We start from the raw sequence: 10,866 nt of genomic DNA on the forward strand, positions 1-10,866 counted from the left end.
TGCTCCTTGTTTACAATGTAAATTCTCGTTTTTCAGAACGAAAAACTGGCTGTATTTATTTTTCTTGCCATGAATAAACATAGTTGGTGTTTTCCGCCCCTTCCGGTAAATCAGCGACTTCGAGTGGATATCGGGCGTCAATCATTACTGCGACTTCGTCTGTTTCCGCTTTTGGCTGTGTTTGGCTGGCCGCTAATGCTTTGGGGTGTGGGCCATGCGAAAAGCCACAAGGGTGATGGGTTATCATGCCAGCCTCGATATTATCGCGGCTGAAAAAATTGCCTCGGTGGTAGAACAAGACTTCGTCGTAATCATCGTTATTGTGGAAGAAGGGGACTTTCAGGGCGTTCGGATCAGTTTCGATCGGGCGGGGGACGAAAGTACAGATAACAAACCCTTCTGCTACAAAGGTTGTATGCGCCGAAGGTGGAAGATGATAACGGTGGCTCATCAATGGGCGAATATCACGCCAATTGAGTTTAAAGGCGGTTAAATTGCCTTTCCAGCCTTGGGCATCAAGTGGGTTGAATGGATAGGTAATGGTGTTGAGGCTGTTTCTAGCCTTGAGTTTTACTTGCCAATGCTGTGCGTCATTTTCAGTTTGTTGGTCGAGAAAAGCTTGGTCAATTTTGGCATATTCCAGTACAGCGGGATCGTAGACAGCGTGTTGACCAACCAGTCCACGCTCTGCCATTTGAAAAGCACTATTCGATGCTTCAATCATCAGCAGGGTTGTTGGCGAGTTGGGTGATATTCGCCAGCTGGTGGCACGGGGAAGAACGATGTAATCGCCGTCACGATAGCTTAAGTGGCCGTAGTCACAATACAAATCGCCACTACCATGGTGGACGAATAAAACCTCATCGCCATCACCATTGCGGACGAGGTGCGACATGTCTCTTTCCGTCTGCCACACCCTAAGCTTAAGGTTATTGTTGTGAAGGATCAGCGGTGCTTGCCAAGGGCAGGCTGTGCTTGCGTTCATGGCATTGGTATCGATAGCGCGAGGGCGAAGCGGTCCTTCCCAGTTTATCCAACCTGTTGGTGGGTGGCTGTGATACATGTGGCTAGCAGGACCAAAGAAGCCTTCCTTGCCACACTCTCGCTCGAAGGTGCCTTCAGGAAGATCGCAGTGAGCTTGTTTAGAGGCTTTACCTTCCGTGATAGGGAACTGAAACCATTGCCGCATAATCACTCCTTAACCGCTGCCAGATGTTAACACTTGATGTTTTAACTCTGGCTTAACATATCCATTGGGGCAACTTTTTGCCTTGATAGCATGACTTGCAGATATGTCCTATCGGGTTTACATCTCATTGTTATCAAAAGAGAGATTAGGATTTTTCTTAGCGGTGCTCTCTGCGGTAATGATTATATCGATGTAAATTTATTGTTACATCTGTGGTGTAGGTACTTGTGCTTGGCGGGAGGAAATTAAGCGGTTGGGGCATCTACCCTTAATAATGAAAACTAAATAAATGCGGTTTGATTTGTGCCAGGGAGAGGTAGGTATAAGGAATACATTATGGGTAGTGCGACTAAATATAGCTCCAAGAAGCCTGATAAACAGGGCACTGTTGATTGGAACACGGTTGAAGATGAAATTTGGCATGATTTGGTGACACGACAACTGGACTGTGTCAACGGGCGTGCCTGCGATGAGTATCTGCATGGATTAGCCCTGTTGGATTTACCTCAGCAAAGGGTGCCGCAACTTGGTGAGATTAATCAAGTACTGGGTGATACCACCGGGTGGCAATGTGCAGCGGTGCCTGCGTTGATCAACTTTGATCGTTTTTTTGCACTACTGGCTAATAGGCAGTTTCCGGTGGCGACATTTCTGCGATGTCGAGAAGAATTTGATTATCTCCAAGAGCCCGATTTCTTCCACGAAATTTTCGGCCATTGTGCCATGCTAACCAATCCTGCCTTTGCCGAATTTACCCACACTTATGGTCAACTGGGGTATGCCGCCACGCCTCAAGAGCGGGTGTTCTTGGCTCGCTTGTATTGGTTTACCGTCGAATTTGGTTTACTGCGTCAGCAAGGGGATATTAGAATTTATGGCGGTGGAATTTTATCGTCACCCGGTGAGACCCAATATGCGATGACAGGCTCCGAGGCTGTTGAGCAGCAGGTTGATGGCGTCCCCATTTATGCGCAATTTGATCCGGTGGAGATCATGAGAACCCCTTACCGTATCGATATCATGCAGCCGAAATATTTTATTTTGGATGATATCCAGCAGCTATTTGAGCTTGCGCAACAGGATATTATGCAATTGGTTTATGAGGCTCGACAAAAAGGGCTACGTGAGCCACTGTTCAAGTGCGCATCATAATGAATACTCATCTAGATTAGTTATTACACGGCGTTTTAGTATGCCTGTGGCTTTTGATGAATTTTAAGAAGGAAACCGAATGTCTGATTTACACGAGTTGAAGTGCGAAGCTTGCCAAGCCGGTGCCCCTATGGTGACAGAGCAAGAAATCGCGCAGCTGATGCCAGAAATTCCTGAATGGTCAATCATCGAGTTGAATGGCGTCAGCCAGCTGGAGCGGGCGTACTCGTTTAAAAATTTTAAGCTTGCGTGGGCATTCACCGACAGAGTGGCTGAATTGGCAGAGCAGGAGTTCCATCATCCTGAAATTACCCTAGAGTGGGGTAAGGTGACGGTACGGTGGTGGAGCCATTCGGTGAAAGGGTTACATAAGAACGACTTTATCTGTGCGTCCAAGACAGACCTGTTGTTTTAACTATATAGGGATGCTGTAGTAGCTAATTGATGGCTACTACAGCAAAAGAGAGTTGATTAAGGGGATATATACGTTCTCAAAACTGTCTTATCTTTTGTTAATTTCATAGTTAGAAGCACAAATAATATTGTTAAAAAGATAGCCTTTGTGCTGGGGGATGGAACTTGTGATATTACTTCAATTGTTGTTGAGTCTTGGGCATTTTGACCTAAATTATTGGTTGCACGGAATAAAATGGTAATTTGATCTCCTGCTTGTAATAGCCCGAAAGTATTTAACTCAGACCAAGAAATATTAGCAATTATATTGCTGAAATCAAAGGCTCCATCAGTGTCAAGATCCCACTCTCCTAAAATAATACTTTGTCCATTAGAGTCAGTTGTTTGAGATCCATCTAATCTTATGTTATTTCCTTATATAACCTGATATGGTCCCCCTGTATCAATAATTGGTATTGCATGACACTTTGATGAGACAACGAATAGAATTGTAAATATACCAATGACGACTGATAATATTCTCATGATTGCACCTCATTTATTGAATGTGACTTTTCTTATTGTCGAGAATAGGAATAGAAATACAATTGCCATTATAGGTTGCTCTGATATATTGTTAGCCTTCTCCCAAACAGCATAAGTAGTATCGACTTGCTGACGTGTATCTAGTAATGCTAAAATAGTACTTAGTGCAAAATTATTAGGTATTAGCCCTGCATTATTGGCAGCAAAGCTTTCTTGAACAGTAGGGAATGCAGATTGATAAGGTGTTACCATATAACAAACCTGAATTGATTCGCAGCCTTGTGTTAGTTCAGGCCTAAGGTCGTAAATATTATTACTAAATATATCGATTAAGGCTGAGGAAGCTGATAGTGCTAAAGCTTCAGTTTGGAACTCGAAGTCTGAGCTATTATCACACCCACTGAATATTTCAATACAGCGACCATCAACGAAACTAACATTATATAATTCATTGTTAACTTCAATATTCTCTATCCCGGTAAGGCTGCCTGTATTACTAATTTGTAAAATTGGCATAGAGAATGAAGATATGCTGAATAGTGAAGCTACTATAGCTAATATAAGCTTGTGTGCTGGAATTATTTTACTCGATTATTGAGTGTGAATTAGAATAAGCAAAATGAATGCCATACAGATAAATCAGTAGGTTATCATGAAGTATTACAATATCTGTAATAAACGCTGACACTGATGTATTGATTATTTACTGTGTTTTAATAGTTGTGAGTATTTAGTGCTATATGTTTTTTCCGTTTAAATCTTTGATTATAAAATACGTGCTATTGGTTTTCTTTATAAAAATTAAAAATTGTTGATTGTAAAAATATCTGACACTGTCAACTTTAAATGAATAATAAGTATTGTAAATGCAAGCACTTAGGTTAAATCCTTCCTATACTTGATTCAAGGCGCCATTTTTGGAAAGGAAATGTCTGAATCAGAGCAATTACAACCGCTAATTAGTTGTGAAGAGTGTGGGCTTGTTGTCGAATTGCCACCGCTTGAAGACGGTGAGAAAGCGTCGTGCCCGCGCTGCCAGCACACATTAGCCAAACGTGTCGCTCAGCCTTTCCAAAGGCCGCTTTCCTACGGGATTGCCAGCCTTGCTATGCTGGTTGCCAGTATCAGCTTTCCTTTTATGTCATTCAGTGTGCAAGGGATCAGCCAAGAAATAACCCTGATGCACTCTGCCAAGATGTTGAGCGAGTTTGAAAATAGCTTGCTGGCATTGCTTTTGCTGGCAACGGTTGTAGTACTTCCTGCCTTGTATCTGTCAGTGTTGCTTTATTTGTATGTTCGAGCAGGGCGCCTCACTAATTCTATTCACAAGAATGCGAGCCACAAGCCTATCTCGCATTTCGAAAAGCAACTGTGTCGGGTGATGATTAGGATTGAGCCATGGTTGATGGTCGATGTGTTTTTGATTGGCGTGCTGGTGAGCTTAATAAAAATCGCATCATTGGCCGATATTGGCCTCGGGTTGTCATTTTGGGCATTTTGCATATACACCATACTGGTGGTGAAGTGTGTGTCGATGGTGGATAGAACTTGGCTGTGGATGCAGTTCATTCCTATCACACCACTGCAAGGGGTGTCGGCGGGTGATAGCCACCAATCGAAAAACCATATCAGCTGTCATATCTGTGCGCAGATGAACCCGATGGCTTCAGAAGATAGCCACGAGCGATGTCACCGCTGTCACGGTGCACTTCACCCCTATAGCCCAAAGCAAATGTTACAACGGTCTTGGGCGCTGTTGATAGCAGCAGCGGTTTTTTTCATTCCCGCGAACCTGTATCCCATGATGTATACCGTGAGTTTGGGTAACAGCGAAGGCTCAACCATCATGGGCGGGGTGATTCTATTGTGGCAACTGAAGTCTTATCCAATCGCCGCCGTTATTTTCCTTGCCAGTGTTGTTATCCCCCTAGCTAAAATTTTTGCCCTAACTTGGTTGTACTTCCATGCCCATAAAAGCGCAGCTAGCGATGAACATCAGGCCATTCAAAAACTCAGGCTATACCGGATTACTGAGCTTATCGGGCGTTGGTCGATGATTGATATTTTTGTCGTCGCTATCTTGGTTGCCTTGGTACAACTGCAAAATTTAATGGCGATTTTCCCAGGTCCTGCGGCGTTGTCTTTTGCTTGTGTTGTGCTTTTGACCATGCTGTCAGCGATGACATTTGACCCAAGGGTCTTTTGGGTTGATCAGGTACAAGAGAAAGAGATAGACGAAAACTTAAATAATACGAACGAGAGCAGTGGTTATGAGTGAGCAGCAAGCTCCGAAAGCGAAAAAAGAGTCGGTAAAGCAGGTATCGTCCATATGGCTTGTACCGCTGGTTGCGATAGGAATAGGTTTATGGATGTTTTACCAATATATCACTAGCCAAGGCCCAGAAATAACACTCAATATGGGTACTGCGGAAGGGATAGAGGTAGGCAAAACCGAGATCAAAGCCTTGAATGTCAAAGTAGGGGTGGTGACAGATGTCACTTTAAATGATGACTATACCTCTATTACGGTTAAAGCGCAGATGGATAAAGACGCGGCGCGAATGCTTAAAGAAGACACCCTGTTTTGGGTGGTGAAGCCGAGGATTGGTAAAGAGGGGGTGTCAGGGCTGGAAACACTGCTTTCGGGGGCCTACATACAATTACAACCAGGGCGTAATGGCGATGAAGAGCGAGAATTTACCGTGTTGGATATTCCGCCAGTTGCGCCACCAGATGCAAAAGGCCTGCGCTTAGTGCTAACCCACAATGAGGCAGGCAAACTAGGTGTCGGTGATCCGGTGTTATATGAGGGGTTTACGGTTGGACGAGTTGAAAAAGTGAGTTTTGACCCTGAAACCAAGAAAGCACATTACCAGCTTTTTATTTTTGAACCATACAACAGCTTAATTAGAAAAAGAACGCGCTTTTGGCTGACTTCTGGTGTTGATTTGAATATGTCGGCAGAGGGTTTCAACTTAAAAATAGGTTCGATCGAATCGCTGATCACCGGCGGAGTAAGTTTCCGCGTCCCCAAAGGGCGAGATCCTGGCGAGCTTATTACCAAAGATTTGTCGAAATTCCGTCTTTACAACAATCTCAAGCAAGTACGTGAACGATTCTTTGATGAGTACCTTGAGTACGTCATGCTGTTTGATGAGTCGGTGCGGGGGTTAAACCCTGGTGCGCCAATCGAATACCGTGGTATCCGAGTCGGTACCGTACAAAAGGTGCCGCTTAGTTTACGCACTATGCGAGAAGGGTTTACCAATAAGCAAATCCCTGTGTTGGTTCGTATCGAATTAGGTAGGGTGCTTGATCATGTTAATTATGCCTCGTTGGGTGATTTGAAAACCAATCTAGAGCGTGAGTTTGATGGTGGGTTAAGGGCTTCATTAAAAACCGGTAACTTGCTAACGGGTGCCTTGTTGATCGATTTAGAACTTTACCCGGACGAACCGCCCATCAAGCAAAGGGAATATGCCAACTATGATTTGTTCCCAACCAAGGCCGGTGGCTTTGCCCAGATCCAAAAACAAATTATGGCCATTTTGAATAAGGTGAATGAACTGCCTGTTGAAGATACGCTGCTTAGTTTAAATGCAACCTTGCAAACGTCACAGAAAACATTGGCAGCCGCTGAAGGTGTGGCTCAAGAATTGAGAGGATTGCTAGCCAAAAACGATACCCAAGCCATACCGGGTGAAATACGGGAAAGCCTTCAGCAAATACAGCAAACCTTAAATGGCTTTGGACCGGATGCGCAGCCCTATCAGAACCTTGAACAAGCACTTGCCCAGTTTGAACAGGTAATGGCTGAGTTGCAGCCTGTATTAAGACAACTTAATGAGAAACCCAATTCGCTAATCTTCACTGGTGAAAAAACGCCGGATCCTATTCCTGTAGGGGGAGTGCAATAATGTACAGAGTTATTTTGTTAGCCTTGCTTGCCCTAACTGGGTGTAGTGCTTCGGAACCGGTGGTGAAAACATACTTATTGCCAACCAATGATAACGATCAGCTGGTAACTTATGCCAATAAGTCGCAACCTCTGGTGATCGTTAGGCCAGTTGAAGTCAGTGCCCATCTTGGTGGCACAGGGCTGGTTTATCAGGTAAGTGAAACGGAAGTGGTGCAGGCCCAACAAAACTTGTGGGCTGAAAACTTAAGTATGCAACTCACCCGTTTGATCACAACAGACTTGCGACAAAAGCAATCGCGGTATTGGTTTGACGAACTGACCCCTGCGATTAGCTCGGTTGATACGCCAAAGTTACAAGTGAGGTTCACTGAATTTAATGGCCACTATACTGGGCTAGCCAAATTAAAAGGGCAGTGGTTAGTGATCAACAAATCGGGCGATGTCGTTTCACGCCAACCATTCTTTATTCAAGTTCCTTTAGTTGAGTCTGGTTATGATGCGCAAGTAAGGGCGTTATCCGAGGGCGTGGATAGGTTGACAGGGCAAATGAGCCAGTACCTAGGCCAGCTTACCTTGTAAAAATATCCCCTCAGTAAGTAGTGAGGGGATATTTTTAAGTGGGGGAGCCAAGCTAACTAGCGTTGGCACTGCTTGTAGTAACCATTCACCCAGCACTCTGGTAACTCTTCTCCAGATGGGAAAGCGAGTTGTTGCTTATCGATATTGACCGGATCAGCCAGATCTTCACCTGATTGGTACTGTACAGTGACCTGTTGAGAAAAAGGGTTGATTAGTGATGACATATCAACAACATCAACGAGATCACCTGTGCGAGACTCTTTCAAAAACATTGCATTCATCTCCTGAAAGCCATACGAATACAAGCGCGTTTGTCGTGCCAGAGAGCAAGCTACAGACCATCGCTAACAGACAATCGCTCTGATAGTTTTGGTTTAAGTATGGCTGATTTTTCACTTTTTGGTGCCGGGTTGGTGTCTTGTGAGCAACAACCAGAATTGCCAAGGTTGTTCTGGTATTTTCTTTATCAAGATGACCCAGTGTTTTTGTACTCAACCTGTAATGGGCTAGGGATCGAAAAGATTAAAGCGCTGGGGGGAGTTAAGGAGGAGCAATGCCAATGGCCAACCACTATTGGGGTGTTGATTTAGGCGGGACTAAAATCGAGTGTGCGGTTTTATCTTACGCGAATAATGAATGTGTCGTTCGCGAGCGTATTCCAACGGAAGGAAACAAGGGTTATCAGCATGTGCTGCAACAGATAAAACGTTTAGTCGTTCGCTGCGAATCGCTGGTTGGTGAGCGACCTGAAGCCATTGGCTTTGGTACGCCGGGGACGTTAGACCCAATCAGCCAAACTATGAAAAACTGTAATTCGACGCACTTAAATGGCCAACCGCTTCACCATGACTTGGAAGCCGTACTGAATGTCCCGGTGCGTTTGGCGAATGATGCTAACTGTTTTGCCCTTGCTGAAGCCCATTTGGGTGTGGCAGCAAAGTTAGAGCATCAGCCAGAAGTGGTGTTTGGCATCATTATGGGGACAGGTGTGGGTTCGGGCGTTGTTGTTAATGGTAAAGCGCTATACGGGTGCCATGGCATAGCCGGTGAGTGGGGCCATAACGTCATAGAGCCTGAAGGTCGCGCGTGTTATTGCGGAAAACACGGCTGTGTTGAAACGGTGTTATCAGGCAAAGGACTTGAGGCTTACTATAGCGAAATATCGGGTGAGATACGGTCATTACCTGTAATCGTCGATTTAGCAAGTAATGGTGATCAACATGCGGTGGCGACGATAGAGCGCCTGCATCAACAGTTTGGCCGTGCCGTTGCCAATATCATTAATGTATTGGATCCTGACGTTATTGTTGTCGGGGGTGGCGTTGGCAATATCGACAGCCTTTACACTGCTGGTCGTGAAGCGATTTTGCCTCACTTGTTTAACCCGGTTTTAAATACCCAAATACTGAAACCTGAATTGGGGGATAGTGCAGGGGTGTTTGGTGCCGCGATGTTGGTGAAATAAGGGTTGAGGGAGAGTGAATAAAGGCGAGAGCCTCGTGATGTAAAAACGCTCAGCATGTGCTGAGCGTTTTTGGTTTTAGTCTTATAACCTTTCGTTTAGAAGACAAAATTAAGCATCAGTGTGTAGATGTTGGTATCTTTGTCTTCGCCAGCGATCCTTGGCGGCGTTACATACTGGCCAGTGTTAAATGCATCGTAATCACTTTGGCTCATGTACACACCTTGCCATTCCGCATTTAAAGAAATGGAGTAGGTCAGATCGTAGCGCAAGCCAGCGGTTACGCTGTTTGACTTTCTACGGTGGTGACTTTCGCCGTAAACAAGGTACGGCGTGAACTTGTCCATGCGATAGGCGCCACTAACGTACCAGTTAGTCTGGATTGAGTCGGCTTGAACTTCAGCCATAAACTGCCAATCATCTAATGAGTATTCACCCCCAAGGGTATAGATGTTTAAAATCTCTTCGTTAGTTGAAGGCTTTATCGAGTATTTGGTGTTCATATATCCAAAATGGACACGGTAGTTAAAGCCGCTGACTTCGGCTGAAATGCCCGCCATGTGCTCGGTATCAAAGGTCAGCTTTGAATCCCCTAACTCCGTTTTATTATCGCGCTCAAAACCATAGTAGGGGGTAAGGCTAAGTACGGCCTCATCGCTCAGGTCGTGACGCCATGTTGCCGACACCCCGTCAAAGTAGGTAAAGCCAAGAATTGAGTCATACACTTCTTGCGGAGGCCTTGCCCAAGTGTAGGCCTGCCCCACATAGTAGTATTCTGAAACAAGGAACAATGGAATACGAAGACGACCCCCCTTGAATGTGAGGTCATCATATTCGTATGATAAATATGCCCATTCTAGTTCAGGATCAGACCAAGTATCTTGTGGGCGTTTTACGAGTTGAACAGATGCATGGAACTCATCTGTCATAGCTAAATCAGCTTGTAAGCCAAATGTGGTATCGCAGTCGTAACAGGTGTCATCGGTGATTTCCCGATGAACAAAAATAGGCACGCTGTTATCTGAGCGGGTAATAGAGGTAGAGCCAAAGCCACTGACTGATAGATTGTCCGTAATACTAATCGCCGCTAAGGATGTTAATGGTGTTACAAGCAAGGGTAACGTAAAGATCAACTTATTCTTCATTGTTTACTCTCCTTGTAAAACAGTGATAAGAATATTGGCGTTTTCAGGCACAGCATTGACAGGCGCGTAGGCAATGCCATTTGGGTTTTGGTTTAACCACTCTAAGATATCTTTGATGTCATCGCTGCTGAGTTCTTCAGGCGGGGTTCCTTTACCTGAGAAAGACAGACTTGCCCAGTAGCCATTCATTTGAGAAATCGATTTACCAAGTAGCATGTTGTAGAACTCTTCACGATGGATAGAGTTTTCAGGTAAATCGACCAAAATGATTTTAATACTGCCGTTTAGCTTCTTAGTCTTCCCTTTATAAAGCATTCGAGCTTTACTTTTACTTAAAGTAGGCATGTCATTGTTCATCGAGAAAACGGCGAATTCAACGTCTTTTGCTTCTGCATGAACGGAAGTGGTTGTTAATGATAAAAATGTAAGCAAGCAGGCTGTCGCCAGTTTGGGCATTAATTTCAATCCATTGAGCATTAAT

The 10,866-nt window shown here is 44.6% G+C and carries 12 protein-coding genes; 7 read left to right on the plus strand and 5 right to left on the minus strand.

Features of this window, described 5'->3' with window-relative positions; translation table 11 throughout:
- Positions 1-55: 55 nt before the first annotated feature.
- Positions 56-1,189 (minus strand): homogentisate 1,2-dioxygenase, encoded by a 1,134-nt coding sequence (locus C9I98_RS10615; RefSeq protein ID WP_036831399.1) that lies wholly within the window; start codon positions 1,187-1,189, stop codon positions 56-58.
- 336 nt (positions 1,190-1,525) lie between these two features.
- On the opposite strand from C9I98_RS10615, the gene phhA reads away from it, so the two are divergent.
- Together phhA and C9I98_RS10625 are read left to right on the plus strand one after the other, a co-directional pair.
- Positions 1,526-2,341, plus strand: coding sequence for a phenylalanine 4-monooxygenase (phhA, locus tag C9I98_RS10620; protein ID WP_036831397.1), 816 nt, complete (start codon positions 1,526-1,528; stop codon positions 2,339-2,341).
- Between the two features lie 79 nt (positions 2,342-2,420).
- Complete coding sequence (locus tag C9I98_RS10625; protein ID WP_036831395.1) at positions 2,421-2,756, plus strand: 4a-hydroxytetrahydrobiopterin dehydratase; 336 nt, start codon at positions 2,421-2,423, stop codon at positions 2,754-2,756.
- A gap of 533 nt (positions 2,757-3,289) precedes the next feature.
- Here C9I98_RS10625 and C9I98_RS10630 read toward each other — a convergent pair.
- Positions 3,290-3,796 carry a hypothetical protein gene (locus tag C9I98_RS10630; protein WP_107271949.1) on the minus strand — a complete coding sequence of 169 codons (507 nt, stop codon included), beginning with the start codon at positions 3,794-3,796 and terminating at the stop codon, positions 3,290-3,292.
- Between the two features lie 412 nt (positions 3,797-4,208).
- Here C9I98_RS10630 and C9I98_RS10635 point away from each other — a divergent pair, with 412 nt between their 5' ends.
- From C9I98_RS10635 to C9I98_RS10645, 3 genes are read left to right on the plus strand one after another with little or no spacing between them, the layout of a single operon-like run.
- The gene (locus C9I98_RS10635) at positions 4,209-5,558 is read left to right on the plus strand and encodes a paraquat-inducible protein A (RefSeq protein ID WP_107271950.1); all 1,350 of its coding nucleotides are present in this window, start codon (positions 4,209-4,211) and stop codon (positions 5,556-5,558) included.
- Complete coding sequence (gene pqiB / locus C9I98_RS10640; protein WP_036816954.1) at positions 5,551-7,197, plus strand: intermembrane transport protein PqiB; 1,647 nt, start codon at positions 5,551-5,553, stop codon at positions 7,195-7,197. The genes C9I98_RS10635 and pqiB overlap by 8 nt, the downstream gene beginning before the upstream one ends.
- Entirely contained in the window at positions 7,197-7,778 is a 582-nt protein-coding gene (locus C9I98_RS10645; protein ID WP_036816951.1) for a PqiC family protein, read from the plus strand. Before pqiB ends, C9I98_RS10645 begins: the two co-directional genes overlap by 1 nt.
- 56 nt (positions 7,779-7,834) lie before the next feature.
- On the opposite strand, the gene C9I98_RS10650 is transcribed toward C9I98_RS10645, so the two are convergent.
- Positions 7,835-8,050, minus strand: coding sequence for a hypothetical protein (locus C9I98_RS10650; RefSeq protein ID WP_036816948.1), 216 nt, complete (start codon positions 8,048-8,050; stop codon positions 7,835-7,837).
- A 108-nt stretch (positions 8,051-8,158) separates the two neighbouring features.
- Between C9I98_RS10650 and C9I98_RS26445 the strand changes: the two genes are divergently transcribed.
- Together C9I98_RS26445 and C9I98_RS10655 are read left to right on the plus strand one after the other, a co-directional pair.
- A complete protein-coding gene (locus C9I98_RS26445) occupies positions 8,159-8,368 on the plus strand; it encodes a hypothetical protein (protein ID WP_146153877.1) in 210 nt (69 codons plus the stop codon).
- Positions 8,332-9,243: an ROK family protein gene (locus tag C9I98_RS10655; protein WP_338049185.1), complete on the plus strand. Its 912-nt coding sequence runs from the start codon at positions 8,332-8,334 to the stop codon at positions 9,241-9,243. The genes C9I98_RS26445 and C9I98_RS10655 overlap by 37 nt, the downstream gene beginning before the upstream one ends.
- Before the next feature lie 95 nt (positions 9,244-9,338).
- Here C9I98_RS10655 and C9I98_RS10660 read toward each other — a convergent pair whose 3' ends face one another.
- Together C9I98_RS10660 and C9I98_RS10665 are read right to left on the minus strand one after the other, a co-directional pair.
- The gene (locus tag C9I98_RS10660) at positions 9,339-10,385 is read right to left on the minus strand and encodes a porin (protein WP_051901842.1); all 1,047 of its coding nucleotides are present in this window, start codon (positions 10,383-10,385) and stop codon (positions 9,339-9,341) included.
- A gap of 3 nt (positions 10,386-10,388) precedes the next feature.
- Positions 10,389-10,862, minus strand: a complete 474-nt coding sequence (locus C9I98_RS10665; protein ID WP_051901845.1) for a hypothetical protein — start codon at positions 10,860-10,862, stop codon at positions 10,389-10,391.
- Positions 10,863-10,866: the final 4 nt, after the last annotated feature.

The organism is Photobacterium sanctipauli (genome assembly GCF_003026495.1).
Classification (GTDB): Bacteria; Pseudomonadota; Gammaproteobacteria; order Enterobacterales; family Vibrionaceae; genus Photobacterium; species Photobacterium sanctipauli.

Excerpts from the sequence above, each read along its gene's own strand:
- C9I98_RS10635 (WP_107271950.1), top strand. The coding sequence starts at position 4,209 with ATGTCTGAATCAGAGCAATTACAACCGCTAATTAGTTGTGAAGAGTGT.
- C9I98_RS10660 (WP_051901842.1), bottom strand. The coding sequence starts at position 10,385 with ATGAAGAATAAGTTGATCTTTACGTTACCCTTGCTTGTAACACCATTA.
- C9I98_RS10615 (WP_036831399.1), bottom strand. The coding sequence starts at position 1,189 with ATGCGGCAATGGTTTCAGTTCCCTATCACGGAAGGTAAAGCCTCTAAA.
- C9I98_RS10655 (WP_338049185.1), top strand. The coding sequence starts at position 8,332 with ATGCCAATGGCCAACCACTATTGGGGTGTTGATTTAGGCGGGACTAAA.
- C9I98_RS10650 (WP_036816948.1), bottom strand. The coding sequence starts at position 8,050 with ATGTTTTTGAAAGAGTCTCGCACAGGTGATCTCGTTGATGTTGTTGAT.
- C9I98_RS26445 (WP_146153877.1), top strand. The coding sequence starts at position 8,159 with ATGGCTGATTTTTCACTTTTTGGTGCCGGGTTGGTGTCTTGTGAGCAA.
- C9I98_RS10630 (WP_107271949.1), bottom strand. The coding sequence starts at position 3,796 with ATGCCAATTTTACAAATTAGTAATACAGGCAGCCTTACCGGGATAGAG.
- pqiB (WP_036816954.1), top strand. The coding sequence starts at position 5,551 with ATGAGTGAGCAGCAAGCTCCGAAAGCGAAAAAAGAGTCGGTAAAGCAG.
- C9I98_RS10625 (WP_036831395.1), top strand. The coding sequence starts at position 2,421 with ATGTCTGATTTACACGAGTTGAAGTGCGAAGCTTGCCAAGCCGGTGCC.
- C9I98_RS10665 (WP_051901845.1), bottom strand. The coding sequence starts at position 10,862 with ATGCTCAATGGATTGAAATTAATGCCCAAACTGGCGACAGCCTGCTTG.
- C9I98_RS10645 (WP_036816951.1), top strand. The coding sequence starts at position 7,197 with ATGTACAGAGTTATTTTGTTAGCCTTGCTTGCCCTAACTGGGTGTAGT.
- phhA (WP_036831397.1), top strand. The coding sequence starts at position 1,526 with ATGGGTAGTGCGACTAAATATAGCTCCAAGAAGCCTGATAAACAGGGC.